Origin of the sequence: Enterococcus raffinosus, assembly GCF_001886185.1 — a bacterium.
Classification (GTDB): domain Bacteria; phylum Bacillota; class Bacilli; order Lactobacillales; family Enterococcaceae; genus Enterococcus_A; species Enterococcus_A raffinosus.
Window position 1 is genome coordinate 1 of the sequence record NZ_JXLA01000002.1, and the last position, 13,371, is coordinate 13,371.

Genomic DNA, 13,371 nt, shown 5'->3' on the forward strand with positions numbered 1-13,371 from the left:
TGAAGCAGCTTTTACCAGAAGGCATCGTCCTAACAGATACACGAATGACTGAGCTGAAGCAGGAGAAAGTAGAGAATAGCAAACCAGATACGGAAAATTCCGCAGTCTCGACCAACGAACCAACCAACAAAGCAAGCCAAGCGGCGGTGAAAGAACTCCCAGCCAAGAAAAAATCCTCGCTGCCAAGACCGATGGCACTCTCAGTCGAGAAATCCCCCTCTATGAGCTATAAGAAGCCAAAAAGCGCGAAGCAAAAGAAACGAGAAAAAGATGATGAATTGATGAAGCGGACGAAAGATGGGAAAAGGAATTCGAGGAAACGAAAGAAGCGGAAATAATAAGCATAAATAAATGAGCATAGTGTGTTCTGAAGATTGTAGGAGGAATGCATTAAAAAGTTTGTTTGAATTTAACGTATTTAATCCAGCGACCCTAGTTTTCGTTTGGGGCTTGTGTCTTTGTTAGTGCTGTTTATTTTTGTTTGTTTACATTTTGGAGAAAAGGCAGACTTGTTTTATCGAGTTAATTTCATTTTTGGGTGGAGCAGAGGTTTATTTGCTGTGGTCTTTTTTCTTTTTCAATAACAGTAAAGCTGTGGTTTGTCGCAGGATAGACAAAAAATTAAACATTTTTTGTCTGAAAGTGTTTACAAATGTATTTTAAGGTGCTATTCTATAAGTGAAATTAGAATATCAGTGGATTGTTACTATTGAATTAGGCAAAAACCGCAAGTAATTGATTGAGGTATCAATCGATTGTTTGCGGTTTTTTTTGCGGAAATGAGGTGAAAAAAATGTATAGGGTAGTACAAGTGTTAAACAACAATATTGCAATTGTCAAAAAGGGGCACGAACAGGCTATCGCGATGGGAAAAGGATTGGTGTTTCAAAAGAAAAAAGGCGACTTGCTGAAGGAGGAGTCGATTCAAAATCTTTTTGTACTAAAAAGTGAAGAATCAAAACAGAATTTTTCTTTCTTATTGAAGGATGTGCCGCTGGATTTTATTACTACTGCTTATGAAATTATAGAAAACGCGATTAAGAATTATCAGTATTCTGTTCAAGAATATATTTACGTCACTTTGACCGATCACATTTATTGGAATTATAAGCGTTTGATGAAGGGAGAATACCAGAATAGTTTATTACCTGACATCAGTGAGCAATATCCGACCGAGTATCAAATTGCTAGAGATGGCCTTCAGATTATTAAAGAACGCTTGGATATTACTTTTCCAGAAGATGAGTTGAAAAATATTAGCATTCATTTTATTAACGCTCAGGGGAAAACACCAGAACCTGTCACACCACCTGCAGATGCTTATAACGAGCAGCAGCGTGTGCTGGAGATCATCGAAGATTCTCTGCGGAAGAGAAACATCGTTCGAACAGAAAAAACGCAAAATTTTTACGATCGTCTAATGATTCATTTGCGCTATATGTTAGAGCGCACGGAAGAAGCTGAAGTGGATGCCTTTGCCGAGAAAATGGAAGCGGATTTAAAAAAGGAGTACCCGGAAGCCTATAGTGTGGCAGAAGAAATGTATCGAATCATCAATGAGAATACAGGATTAAAATTGAATGCGAGTGAAAAGGTTTATTTTACAATTCATATTCAGCGATTACTTTAAATGGAGGAAAAAATCATGAAAAAATTACCAGAGGATTTTATTTTTGGCGGAGCAACGGCTGCTTATCAGTGTGAAGGGGCAACGAAGGAGGGCGGAAAAGGAGCTGTCGCTTGGGATGCATTTTTAAAAGAGCAGGGACGATTTAGCCCAGATCCAGCCAGTGATTTCTATCATCAATATCCAATAGACATTGAGCTGTGTGAAAAATTTGGTGTGAACGGATTGCGCTTATCTATTGCCTGGAGTCGGATTTTTCCAGCAGGAATAGGGGAGCCTAACCAAGAAGGCATTGACTATTACCATAATATTTTTAATGAATGTAAAAAGCGTGGGGTGATCCCCTTTGTCACCTTGCATCACTTTGATACGCCCAAAGCTCTATTCGATCAAAATGATTTTTTAAACCGCGAGAACATTGAGGCGTTTGTAGCTTATGCAAAGTTCTGTTTTGAAGAATTTACGGAAGTTGAATACTGGAGTACCTTTAATGAAATTTATCCAGTCGCAACAAACCAATACCTACTAGGGGTCTTTCCTCCAGGGATCAAATTTGATTTCACGAAAATCATCATGTGTCTTCATCATATGATGTTAGCTCACGCGAAGGCAGTCAACATTTTTAAAGACAATGGGTATCCTGGGGAGATTGGCGTAGTGCATTCACTAGAAACAAAGTATGCGAACTCAGATTCTGAAGAGGATAAGCACGCCGCCTTTTTAGAAGATGCCTTATCGATTCGGTTCTTATTGGAAGCCACTTATTTGGGCCGTTACAGCGAAGAGCTGCTAGAGGCATTGGATGAAATTTGCGCGGCGCAAGATGCTTCTTATGAATTCTTGGAAGAGGATTATCTTGAAATGGAAAAAGCTTCCTTTCGCAATGATTTCCTAGGCATCAACCATTATCAATGTCATTTCTGCAAGGCTTACCAAGGTCCAAATGAAATTTATCATAATGGAACAGGTGACAAAGGGACCTCGGTTTATCGAGTAAATGGCATCGCCGAGCGGGTCTATAAAGAGGGTATCCCCAGAACAGATTGGGATTGGTTGATTTACCCGCAAGGATTGTATGACTTATTGTTGCGAATTAAACAGGATTATCCTCACTATAAAAAAATCTATATTACTGAAAACGGAATGGGGTACAAGGATGATTTTGTGGACGGTGTCATCATGGATACGCCGCGAATCGATTATTTACGCCAATATTTAGGGGCATTGAGTGATGCTATTCAAGATGGGGTAAATGTTAAAGGCTACTTCTTGTGGTCATTAATGGATATGTTCTCCTGGACCAATGGCTACAATAAGCGTTACGGCTTGTTCTACGTCGATTTTGAAACACAAAAGCGCTATCCGAAAGAATCGGCCTATTGGTATAAATTCGTGAGTGGGACGAAAACGATTATTTAAATGTTGAAGGTGGAGGAAATCGTCTGGAGATTTCTTCCTTCCCCAATCAACAACATGCAAAAGGACATATTTCGTTAGGAGGGAAAAATGATGAATAAAGAGGAATTGCAAATGCTGGGCTTTGAAATCGTGGCCTATTCAGGTGATGCAAGAAGTACCTTAATGACTCTATTAAGTGAAGTGCGCCAAGGAAACTTCGAGCATGTGGAAGAGGCCTTGAAGGATGCGGATGAAAACCTAAAATTAGCCCACAATTCTCAAACAAAAATATTAGCGGATGAAGCGGCGGGAAGCAACTTAGATATTGGCTTTATTTTCATTCATGGACAAGATCACTTGATGACCACGCTATTATTAAGAGATTTAGTACAAGATTTTATTGAGCTTTATAAAGAGAAATATCAATAAGGAAAAAGGAGTTGGAGTAAGATGAATGTCATTATTAAACAAATTAAAAAGGGAAAACCCTTTTTCGAAAAAATCTCGCGAAATATTTATCTAGGAGCTATTCGGGATGGCTTCTTAACGGCAATGCCGGCCATTCTATTTTCTAGTATTTTCATCATGATCGCCGCAATTCCAGAAGTTTTCGGTGTTACTTTACCTGAAGCCGTCTCAACCTGGCTTTGGAAGGTATATGGGTACTCGATGGGAATTGTGGGGTTGCTGGTGGCTGCGACAACAGCTCGCTGCTTAGCGGGTTCGATGAATCGGCGATTAGAAGATGGAAAAAGCATCAACGAAGTGTCTGTTATGTTAGCATCAATCGCCGGATTCTTTATGCTGAGTGTCGAGCAGATAGATGGCGGTTTTGCCAGTGATTTTATGGGAACGAAAGGGCTGCTTGCCTCATTTGTTGCGGCATTTCTTACAGTAAATGTCTATAAATTCTGCGTGAAGCGTGATATTACGATTCGCATGCCTAAAGAGGTGCCAGGAACCATTTCGCAAATGTTTCGCGATGTTATTCCTTTTTCTTTCGCGGTTTTTGGTGCCGTCTTAATTGATTTATTGTTTAGAAATGTCTTTCAGGGTTCTTTTGCAAATACAGCGATTACTGCTTTGCAGCCACTCTTTACTGCAGCCGATGGGTATTTAGGGATCGCGATTATTTGGGGAGCAATGGCGTTATTCTGGTTCGTAGGTGTCCATGGTCCATCGATCGTGGAACCGGCAATTGCTGCGATTATTTACGCGAATGTTGAAACCAATCTAATGCTGTTCCAAAATGGAGAACAGGCTTCTAAAGTGTTGACAGTTGGTATGGGAAATTTTGTCGGAACCATGGGTGGAACCGGTGCGACCTTAGTAGTTCCCTTCTTGTTCATGCTCTTTGCCCGTTCGAAGCAGTTGAAGGCAGTCGGAAAAGCGTCCTTTGTGCCAGTAATTTTCGCGGTAAATGAACCGCTATTGTTTGCGGCACCGATGATCTTAAATCCTTATTTCTTCATTCCATTCTTATTAGCACCAATCGTGAATGTTTGGATCTTCAAATTTTTTGTCGATGTATTAAATATGAATAGTTTTATGTATGTTTTGCCATGGGCGACACCGGCACCGATTGGTCTAGTACTAGGAACGGGAGTTGGTGTGCTAGCAGTTGTACTTGCTCTGCTATTAATTGTTGTTGACTCGATTATTTATCTGCCATTTATTAAAGCGTATGACGCCGTCTTAATCGAAGAAGAAAGTAAGAATGCACAATTAGAAGAAACGGAAGGCGTGGAAGTTACGACAATAGAAGAGGACAGTGCGGCTGTTGTTGAAGCAATAGATAAGCTGGGTGACGGTAAGCGGGTGCTGGTGCTATGTGCTGGAGCAGGAACTAGCGCCATGTTAGCCAATGCCTTGGAGGAGGGCGCAAAAGAAACAGGAGCTAACCTGCAAGCGCAAGCAGGCGCCTATGGGTCACATTATGATATTATGAAAAATTTCGATTTGATCGTTTTGGCTCCGCAAGTAAACTCCTATTTATCTGATATCACGAAAGATGCAGAAAAAGTGGGTGTTAAGGTAGTTGCGACAAAAGGGGCAGAGTATATCAAATTAACGCGAGATCCCAAAGGTGCGGTTGATTTTGTCTTAGGAGCAATCTAGCGCTTTCTGCAATCTTCTTTGTGAAAGTGGGTGAGAGAAAAATGCTGAAAACTGAGCGGCTGCAGGAAATCATGTTGATGCTTGAGCTGGATGGTCAGGTCTATAGCAACGAAGTCAAAAGAAAGTTGGCTGTGTGTGATATGACAGTTCGACGTGATTTTGCAGAGTTAGAACGACAAGGAGTTATCGAACGCTTTCATGGTGGAGCAAGGATGCAAGACGTTTATCGTTCTCAGGAACGCAGCCATAGGGAGAAAGAAATCATCCACCATGAGGAAAAGTTAAAAATAGTTAAACGTGCAGTCGACTTAGTTGAAGATGGTGATACGATTTTTCTAGGCCCAGGAACAACAATGGCATTGCTTCCCCAATATCTTAAAGCGGATTTTTTGCGAATTGTAACGAACTGCCAGCCGGTATTTGATCATTTAAACAAATACAAAAAGAATTGGAAAATTTATTTGTTAGGCGGTGAGTTTCGGGAAACAACACAAAGCTTTGTTGGAGAGATTCCCCAAAAGTCGCTGCTGGACATGACTTTTCAAAAAACGTTTGTCAGTTGTAACGCTCTAAGCGAACAAAAACTGATGACTTCGACCTTTGAAGAGGGGCAATTACAGCGTCTAGCGTTAAATCATTCGGTTGAACGATACTTGCTGATAGATCATTCTAAAATCGGAAAAAAAGATTTTTCTGTGTACTATCAGCTGCAGGATATGACAGCGGTTATTACTGAGAAACAAACATATGATGCGAAGAACGATAAAATAGAAGAATAGATCCTACAAAAATAATCCCGGAGATCTCTGATCTCCGGGATTTATTTGTTTTATTTCGCTTGAGCGGCATAGGCAACATTGCCTTTTGCTGCTGTTGGTGCAGTTTTTTCTTCTTTCTCAGCTGCGTAAGTCGCGTTGCGTTTCTTCATTTGACGCGCATACCAGATAAAAATAAGAAGATAAGCAGCTAGCGCTAAGGCGGCATAGATCACAAATTCGATTTGGCCTTGTGAGGCATTTCCCACTAAGTAGCCTAAGAATTTTTCGATCGGGCCTTCCATTGTGGTATGAGAGATCATCGCTGATTCACTTAGACCGGAAGGGAAGGCGCCCACAGCTTTAGCGGTTTGTGTAACAAAAGGTGCGATTAATGTACCTGACCATAAGAACAATGGCAATTCAATTGCACCAATGACGATCATGCGAATCAATTTTCCGCGAGTAACAACAAGCAATGCTGGGGTAACACCCATAGCGATGATTCCGCCTAAAGGCAATAATTTGTTGCCAGGTAAAATAATGGCTTCCAGCAGCATGATCGGTGCCAATACGTTAGCGGCAGCCCAGATTTCTGCCCGGCCTGCTAAGAAGGGCCAATCTAAACCAATATTGATCGTCCGTCCCTTCAAACGTTTGTTGGCAAAGTCGGTGATCCCTTGTGATAGAGGTTCTACGGCGGCGATGAACCATGCACCGATTAAAGAAAACAATTCCAAACAGACGGCTGCGGTAAAGGCTAATGAGAAGATTTGTGTAGGTGTTTGTCCAGCTAATAGCCCAACAAAAATCCCTAAATAGATCCCGATGGCAAATTTTGATCCCCAAAAACCGATTTTGCTGTTTAGTTTAGCCGCATCAAAATCATATTTATCCAACCAAGGGAAGACCTTGTCGAAAATCTTGTCAAAAACCATAATGATCGGATTCATCATATAGTTCATATGAGTGGTCGTCATCGGGTTGCTGTCGGGTGCGTTCAATAAATCATTAAAGGTTGGTTTCATCAAATCAGAGTTCCAAATTTTCAATACACCGATAAAAATAACCAAGGCGGTAGCGATAAATAGATTGGCACCGCAGAAAATCGCGAATAACCCAACAATCGCCAAATGCCAAATATCAAAGATATCAACATCTAAGGTATTGGTCTTTTTCATCGCTAACATGACGATGTTAACGATCACCATGACTAATAGGAAGTATAAGGTATATGGAGATCCCCAAGTAATAGTAGCTAATGGTGCCCAACCAACATCAGTGATATTCAAAGAAATCCCTGTTCGTTCAACAAAAGCGGTCATAGCGTCTGAAAAAGCAGTGGTTAAAATGCCAATAATAGCTCCGATACCCGTCAAAGCGATCCCAAGTTTGATCCCGCCTTCTAGGGCACGTGACGGTTTTACTTTAAAAAATAAGGCAATAACAGTTAGTACGATAGTCATTAATGGGGCCGCCCCTAAATTGATTAGAGGCGTAAAAATTTGATTGGCGATATCAATAATTGTACTCATTAGCTTGTCCTTTCTTGATGCCTATTTATTTAATGATTGGATAGCGCTTTCCATACTTTGGTAAACAGGTTCAGCCATTGCGGGAATACGATAAAGGATTGCGCCTGCGTCAACAACAGGGATATTTACATTGAAGCCTAGGTCTGTATTGGCGATTTGAGCGAAAATATCGTAATGAGACAGCATTTCTTCATTGATATCCTTGATCATGACAGCATCACAGGTCACTTGATACCCGCGGTTGTTTAATTCTGTTTCTAAGGCACTTTTGATTTGATGGCTCGAATTCACTCCTGCACCACACGCTGCTAAAATTTTGATCATGATTAGTCTCTCCTTTAATAGGTTTATTATTTTAAATCTGCTGATTAAGCAGAAACTTCCATAGTAAAATGTTCCTCTAAAAACTGGTAGATCGCTTCTGTATCCTCAAGTTTGAAAAACGCACAAAGCTCTTTCTTATCAACTGAATTAATAAAATCCATAATGTCTGCTAACATGCCGGCTTGTGCTTCGCCGTTTTCATTCAAAATCATAAATAGGAAACGCACAGAAAGCTGGTCGCTAGGTGAGATCATATTATGGAATGTAATCTCATGAGTTAATTTGATCGGAATAATTCGGGTCGTCCGGACATATTCGCTTTCCGTATGAGGAATCGCAATATCGGGCAGGATTTCCGAAACAGGTGAAAGATCCAGACCTGTTGGATAATTCCGTTCACGTTCTAATAGATTCTCCAAAAAATCTTCAGTAACTAACTGTTTGTTTAACAGATCCAAATAAACTTCCTCAAAAACCTCTGCTTGGGTGTCCTTGCTGGAAACGTAGGTTGTCTCCTTGAAAAAAAGCTTTTTCAAACAGAACAGCTCCTTTCTTAGTTCGTTTATGTTTGTTTACATGTTGAGTATAATCGCTTACATTCCTTTTGTCAACACAAAACAAAAATAAATAAACATATTGTGTTGATAAATGTTTAATAATGTTTTATTATAAGAGTGTGGAGGGACAACATATGCTGAAAACAGAGCGCCAACAATCAATCTTGGCCATGTGTGATCGCTATGGGACGATCACCGTGAAGTTTATACAAGAAGTTTTAGATGTTTCTGACATGACCATCCGACGAGATCTGGAGGAGCTGGCACAAAGCCAGAAGCTTTTACGGGTTCACGGTGGCGCACAGAAAATCAACGAAACTAAAGAAATAGTATCTTCTATAGAAGCAAACGAACTTTCCCATAAGGAAAAAAAGAAGCTGCACACTAAAGAAAAAGAATACATTGCAAAAAATGCAGCGGCTTATATCAACCAGGAGGATGACACGATCTTTCTTGGCTCAGGAACAACGATTGAGCTGATGACACAATATATCGATTCTCCCTCACTGCGGATCGTTACCAACAGTCTGCCGGTGTTTAACCTGTTAAGTGAAACGAAAAGCTTTGAGCTCTATTTGATTGGCGGGCTTTATCGTGAGAAGACCGGTGCTTTTGTCGGTTCGATCGCTAATGAGGCTGTTCAGAAAATTGGAATCAAAAAAGCGTTTGTGGGAGTCAATGGGTTAAAAGGACCAGAGGTTTCCAATTTCAGCATTGAAGAAGGAACGCTGCAGAAAATCGTGTTAGACAACGCCGCTGAAAAATGTTTGGTCTCAGACGCAAATAAGTTTGATCATAGCGATTTTTATAATTTCTACGATCTGCGCAAGATTGATGCGCTATTTACGGATTCTACTCTTTCACCAGAACTGAAGAGTTATTATCAGCAATACACTAGGATCATTCAATAGCACGAGTGAGCCGCAAAGAACAATGATATCTAACGAGGAGGAAATAAAAATGCGTGTAGTAATTGGTTCAGACAGTGATGGCATGAGACTTAAGGAAGTAATCAAGAAAGACCTGATCGATAGAGGATTTACAGTAGTGGACAAAAGTGAAACCGCTTCGGAGGATTTTGTCGAATCAACGTTGGCAATCGCCAATGATTTGAATGAAAACGAAGGCAGCTTAGGCGTGGCGATTGATGGCTATGGTGCTGGCAGTTTTATAACCGCAGTGAAGGTAAAAGGCATGGTTGCCGCGGAAGTTTCTGACGAACGCAGTGCCTATATGACAAGAGAACACAACAATTCCCGCATGATTACGTTAGGAGCAAAGATCGTCGGCGATGAATTGGCACTAAACATCGTTAGAGAATTTTTACAAGCGAACTACGACGGCGGACGTCATCAAGTGCGTGTCGATATGTTAAATAAAATGGCGTAGAAAAATAAGAAGGGATGAATAAAATGAAAATCGCAATCGGCTGTGACCACATCGTCACAGATACAAAAATGGCTGTATCAGATTTCTTAAAATCAAAAGGACATGAAGTGTTGGATATGGGGACCTATGATTTTACTCGTACTCATTATCCGATTTATGGAAAAAAAGTAGGCGAAGCGGTAACGACCGGTGAAGCGGATCTAGGGGTTTGCTTATGCGGAACTGGCGTCGGGATAAATAATGCGGTCAATAAAGTTCCAGGTATCCGCAGCGCGTTGGTGCGGGATATGACCACCGCGATTTACGCGAAGGAACAACTGAACGCAAATGTCATCGGCTTTGGTGCACGAATCACAGGAGAATTCTTGATTTGCGATATTTTAGAGGCTTTCATTCAGGCGGAATATCAAGAAACGGAAGAAAATAAGAAGCTGATCGCGAAAATCGATCATGTTGAAAAAGCCAGCGCTGACCAGTCAGATCCGCATTTTTTTGATGAATTCATCGAAAAATGGGATCGCGGCGAATACCACGATTAAGAAGGTGGCGCAATGATTCTTACAATTACAATGAATCCTTCGATTGATATTTCTTATCCCTTGGATGATTTCAAGCTAGATACTGTCAACCGGGTGAAGAACGTTCGTAAAACGGCTGGCGGCAAGGGATTGAATGTTACTCGCATCTTGAAACAACTGGATGCGGAGGTAGTAGCTAGCGGCTTAATCGGTGGATTTTTAGGCGAAGAGATAAAAAAAGATTTGACGAGTAATTACATTGCTCATGATTTTTTACCGATCAGCGGGGAAACACGAAACTGTATCGCTGTTTTACACAAGGGGCAGCAAACGGAAATCTTAGAAAGCGGTCCTGTCATTTCAAAAGAAGAAGCACAGGCATTCTTGAAGCATTTCGAACAATTAGCGGCCAGAGCAGATATTCTATCCTTTTCCGGCAGTTTACCCGAAGGCTTGCCAGTCGATTTTTACAGTCAGATGCTGCAGATTTGTCAAGAAAAACCAGTTGTTTTGGATTGCTCTGGGGAAGCTCTAACAGAGGTACTTAAAGGGGAAGTTAAACCGCGTCTGATTAAACCAAACACCGAGGAATTGGCTGAATTATTAGGTCGCAGGATTTCAACAGACATTGAAGAACTAAAAGCAGCTTTGACAGACCCAATATTTACAGGGATCGAGTGGATCGTCGTTTCTATGGGTGGAGACGGGGCGTTTGCTAAACACCACAAGAAGTTTTATCTCGTAACGATTCCAAAAATCGCTGTCGTCAATCCTGTTGGTTCTGGCGATGCGACGGTTGCCGGCTTGACTGCCGCGATTGAAAAAGGTTCTTCAGATGAGGATGTCCTGAAACAAGGAAACGCCTTAGGGATGTTAAACGCACAAGAAGCAACAACGGGACATGTTGAGTTAGCCAACTATCAAGCATTATTCGATCAGATTCTAGTCACGGAAATATAGGAGGATATACAGATGAACGAAGAAAAACGTCAATTTATCAAACAGTTATGCAATGAAGAGGGTGTGATCGGGGCTTTAGCCATCGACCAACGGGGAGCCTTGAAGAAGATGATCACGAAATTCAAGGGTAGCGATGCTGAAGAATCAGAAATCATCGAATTCAAAGAAATTGTTTCTGCTCAATTAACGAAATACGCGTCATCCATCCTGTTGGATCCGGAATATGGGTTGCCAGCCGCAGAGGTACGAGCTGAAAATGCTGGCTTATTACTTGCTTATGAAAAGACAGGCTATGATGCTTCCACACCGGGTCGTTTACCAGATTTATTATCCATTTGGTCAGTGAAGCGATTGAAAGAGGCTGGCGCGGATGCTTGCAAGTTCTTATTATATTATGATGTCGATGAATCTGAAGAGATTAACAATCAAAAACATGCCTTCATCGAACGGATCGGCTCAGAATGTCAGGCGGAAAATTTGCCTTTCTTCTTAGAATTAGTTTCCTATGATGCAACTATTTCTGATGCTGCTTCAAGAGAGTATGCAGTGAAGAAACCTCATAAGGTCATCGAAATGATGAAGGAGTTCTCTGCTCCTCGCTATGGCGTCGATGTATTGAAGGTAGAAGTTCCCATTAATATGAATTATGTGGAAGGATATGCTGCTGGAGAGGTCGTTCATACGAAAGCAGAAGCTGCGAACTTCTTCAAAGAACAAGCCGAAGCGACGAGCTTACCATTTATCTTCTTAAGTGCTGGTGTAAAAGCAGCGCTGTTCCAAGAGACACTGCGCTTTGCGAAGCAGGCTGGCTCAACCTTCAATGGGGTACTTTGCGGACGTGCGACATGGGCTGATGGCGTGGAAAGCTACATTACCAATGGTAAAGAGGCCGCCGTCGAATGGATGAACACTCAAGGACGTAAAAATATCGAAGAATTAAATGTGGTATTGAAGGAAACAGCAACTCCTGTGAAGCAATTGGCTGGAACATTAGCATAAAAAAACTCCTGGATTGAACACTAGATCGATCACCAATGGTTTGACCAAAAAGCGAACTTTTGGTGGTCACTACATACTGGTGTTTTGTCTGGGATTTTTTTTATTTGATGGACGCGAATGATCTGCCTTCAGCTTCTGTTCGCTTTAGAATGGGAGAGCTGAAAGGTCCTGTGTCATGAACGAATTGCTGGCTCTAATATTTTGCATTAAAAAATAGAACGTCTCAAGCTGTATGAGGCGTTCTATTTGATTTGAAGCGATTCTTCAAAAAAAGTTTGTCGTAATACTTAAAAAACAAACGATAAACATTTTATCTTCTTTAGTCTATAGGAAGGTCGTGATGATACTTCCAATAACGATCAGCGTCAAGCCAATCAGCGTATAGCGTGTTTCTTTTGGGGATTTCTTTTCTTTCAAGATGTACATGCCGCCTAAAGTCGAGATGACAACATTCAACTGCGTGATGACATAAGCAGTTGCCACACCGTTTCCTTTAGCAGAGAAAATATACGCAAAGGCGGAGATACTGAAGATTACCCCGACGATTATCGCTTTCCAGCTCTTGTCATTTCCAAAAGCTTTTGGCTGTTTCAGAATCACATAGACAGTCGCCGCTAAAAAGACTCCCAGCATTTGCGGGAAGAAAATCGCTTCTCCCGACGCGTCCACTAGATTTGGCAACGCGCTGTAGACCCAATACCCGACACTTGTAGCTACTAAAATCAACAAGCCCTTGGTTTTGCCGTTTCCCTGATCCGGGCCATCGGTGACGGCAGTCAGAGCGGCACCGACAATCAAGATACCAATAGCCACAAATCCGATGATCCGTGCGGTCGTTCCTGGCCATTCACCAAATAAGAAAACTCCGATCAGCGAGGTTCCAATCAGTTGCAAGCCTGTCGAGATCGGCATTGTTCGTGAGACGCCCAACAGGTTAAAGGCGGTGTATTGTCCGGTTTGGCCAATCACCCAAAAAGCCCCTGACATCAAGGCGATCAAAAAAGTGCTAATAGATAGCGATTGATCGGAAAAGAAAAAGTAAACAAACAATCCGACGATCAGGGTGCCGATCCCTGTTCCCAAAATCTCATTGGTGGGACGTCCGCCGATTTTTTTCAAAATCAGCGGCTGAATCCCCCAGCCAATCGCGGGGATCAATGCAATCAAAATATTCATGAATTTCACTCCGTT

13 protein-coding genes and 3 pseudogenes are annotated in these 13,371 nt (G+C 41.5%); 12 read left to right on the forward strand and 4 right to left on the reverse strand.

Annotated elements, in window-relative coordinates:
* From RV13_RS00930 to RV13_RS00955, 7 genes and pseudogenes are all read left to right on the forward strand, one after another.
* Positions 1-338 (forward strand): annotated as a pseudogene (locus tag RV13_RS00930) (glycosyltransferase family 1 protein); the annotation flags it as partial.
* A 455-nt stretch (positions 339-793) separates the two neighbouring features.
* A complete protein-coding gene (locus tag RV13_RS00935; RefSeq protein WP_010743369.1) occupies positions 794-1,630 on the forward strand; it encodes a PRD domain-containing protein in 837 nt (278 codons plus the stop codon).
* Between the two features lie 15 nt (positions 1,631-1,645).
* Positions 1,646-3,046: a 6-phospho-beta-galactosidase gene (gene lacG, locus RV13_RS00940; protein ID WP_028020638.1), complete on the forward strand. Its 1,401-nt coding sequence runs from the start codon at positions 1,646-1,648 to the stop codon at positions 3,044-3,046.
* Between the two features lie 90 nt (positions 3,047-3,136).
* Complete coding sequence (locus RV13_RS00945) at positions 3,137-3,454, forward strand: PTS sugar transporter subunit IIA (RefSeq protein ID WP_028020639.1); 318 nt, start codon at positions 3,137-3,139, stop codon at positions 3,452-3,454.
* A gap of 21 nt (positions 3,455-3,475) precedes the next feature.
* Positions 3,476-4,736, forward strand: a pseudogene (locus RV13_RS00950) (PTS transporter subunit EIIC); the annotation flags it as partial.
* Positions 4,737-4,840: 104 nt separating this feature from the next.
* Positions 4,841-5,143, forward strand: a pseudogene (locus RV13_RS21635) (lactose/cellobiose PTS transporter subunit IIB); the annotation flags it as partial.
* Positions 5,144-5,184: 41 nt separating this feature from the next.
* Complete coding sequence (locus RV13_RS00955) at positions 5,185-5,922, forward strand: DeoR/GlpR family DNA-binding transcription regulator (RefSeq protein WP_010743373.1); 738 nt, start codon at positions 5,185-5,187, stop codon at positions 5,920-5,922.
* A gap of 50 nt (positions 5,923-5,972) precedes the next feature.
* Here the strand turns inward: RV13_RS00955 and RV13_RS00960 are convergent, their stop codons facing one another.
* The 3 genes from RV13_RS00960 to RV13_RS00970 are packed head-to-tail and all read right to left on the reverse strand — an operon-like array spanning position 5,973 to position 8,293.
* Positions 5,973-7,433, reverse strand: a complete 1,461-nt coding sequence (locus tag RV13_RS00960) for a PTS galactitol transporter subunit IIC (protein ID WP_010743374.1) — start codon at positions 7,431-7,433, stop codon at positions 5,973-5,975.
* Positions 7,434-7,454: 21 nt separating this feature from the next.
* Entirely contained in the window at positions 7,455-7,757 is a 303-nt protein-coding gene (locus tag RV13_RS00965) for a PTS sugar transporter subunit IIB (RefSeq protein WP_010743375.1), read from the reverse strand.
* A 44-nt stretch (positions 7,758-7,801) separates the two neighbouring features.
* Positions 7,802-8,293, reverse strand: a complete 492-nt coding sequence (locus tag RV13_RS00970; RefSeq protein WP_010743376.1) for a PTS sugar transporter subunit IIA — start codon at positions 8,291-8,293, stop codon at positions 7,802-7,804.
* Between the two features lie 155 nt (positions 8,294-8,448).
* Between RV13_RS00970 and RV13_RS00975 the strand changes: the two genes are divergently transcribed.
* Genes RV13_RS00975 through lacD form a run of 5 tightly spaced genes read left to right on the forward strand, consistent with a single transcriptional unit; the run spans position 8,449 to position 12,180 of the window.
* A complete protein-coding gene (locus RV13_RS00975; protein WP_010743377.1) occupies positions 8,449-9,225 on the forward strand; it encodes a DeoR/GlpR family DNA-binding transcription regulator in 777 nt (258 codons plus the stop codon).
* 49 nt (positions 9,226-9,274) lie between these two features.
* Entirely contained in the window at positions 9,275-9,703 is a 429-nt protein-coding gene (gene lacA / locus RV13_RS00980) for a galactose-6-phosphate isomerase subunit LacA (protein WP_010743378.1), read from the forward strand.
* Between the two features lie 23 nt (positions 9,704-9,726).
* Positions 9,727-10,242 carry a galactose-6-phosphate isomerase subunit LacB gene (lacB, locus tag RV13_RS00985; protein WP_010743379.1) on the forward strand — a complete coding sequence of 172 codons (516 nt, stop codon included), beginning with the start codon at positions 9,727-9,729 and terminating at the stop codon, positions 10,240-10,242.
* 12 nt (positions 10,243-10,254) lie between these two features.
* Entirely contained in the window at positions 10,255-11,181 is a 927-nt protein-coding gene (lacC, locus tag RV13_RS00990) for a tagatose-6-phosphate kinase (protein ID WP_010743380.1), read from the forward strand.
* Between the two features lie 12 nt (positions 11,182-11,193).
* Complete coding sequence (gene lacD, locus RV13_RS00995; protein WP_010743381.1) at positions 11,194-12,180, forward strand: tagatose-bisphosphate aldolase; 987 nt, start codon at positions 11,194-11,196, stop codon at positions 12,178-12,180.
* A gap of 324 nt (positions 12,181-12,504) precedes the next feature.
* Here the strand turns inward: lacD and RV13_RS01000 are convergent, their stop codons facing one another.
* The gene (locus RV13_RS01000; RefSeq protein ID WP_010743382.1) at positions 12,505-13,356 is read right to left on the reverse strand and encodes a GRP family sugar transporter; all 852 of its coding nucleotides are present in this window, start codon (positions 13,354-13,356) and stop codon (positions 12,505-12,507) included.
* Between the last annotated feature and the right edge of the window lie 15 nt (positions 13,357-13,371).

Bases quoted from the DNA above. Each gene is read 5' to 3' on its own strand.
- RV13_RS00935 (WP_010743369.1), top strand. From the start codon at position 794: ATGTATAGGGTAGTACAAGTGTTAAACAACAATATTGCAATTGTCAAA.
- lacG (WP_028020638.1), top strand. From the start codon at position 1,646: ATGAAAAAATTACCAGAGGATTTTATTTTTGGCGGAGCAACGGCTGCT.
- RV13_RS00945 (WP_028020639.1), top strand. From the start codon at position 3,137: ATGAATAAAGAGGAATTGCAAATGCTGGGCTTTGAAATCGTGGCCTAT.
- RV13_RS00955 (WP_010743373.1), top strand. From the start codon at position 5,185: ATGCTGAAAACTGAGCGGCTGCAGGAAATCATGTTGATGCTTGAGCTG.
- RV13_RS00960 (WP_010743374.1), bottom strand. From the start codon at position 7,433: ATGAGTACAATTATTGATATCGCCAATCAAATTTTTACGCCTCTAATC.
- RV13_RS00965 (WP_010743375.1), bottom strand. From the start codon at position 7,757: ATGATCAAAATTTTAGCAGCGTGTGGTGCAGGAGTGAATTCGAGCCAT.
- RV13_RS00975 (WP_010743377.1), top strand. From the start codon at position 8,449: ATGCTGAAAACAGAGCGCCAACAATCAATCTTGGCCATGTGTGATCGC.
- lacA (WP_010743378.1), top strand. From the start codon at position 9,275: ATGCGTGTAGTAATTGGTTCAGACAGTGATGGCATGAGACTTAAGGAA.
- lacB (WP_010743379.1), top strand. From the start codon at position 9,727: ATGAAAATCGCAATCGGCTGTGACCACATCGTCACAGATACAAAAATG.
- lacC (WP_010743380.1), top strand. From the start codon at position 10,255: ATGATTCTTACAATTACAATGAATCCTTCGATTGATATTTCTTATCCC.
- lacD (WP_010743381.1), top strand. From the start codon at position 11,194: ATGAACGAAGAAAAACGTCAATTTATCAAACAGTTATGCAATGAAGAG.
- RV13_RS01000 (WP_010743382.1), bottom strand. From the start codon at position 13,356: ATGAATATTTTGATTGCATTGATCCCCGCGATTGGCTGGGGGATTCAG.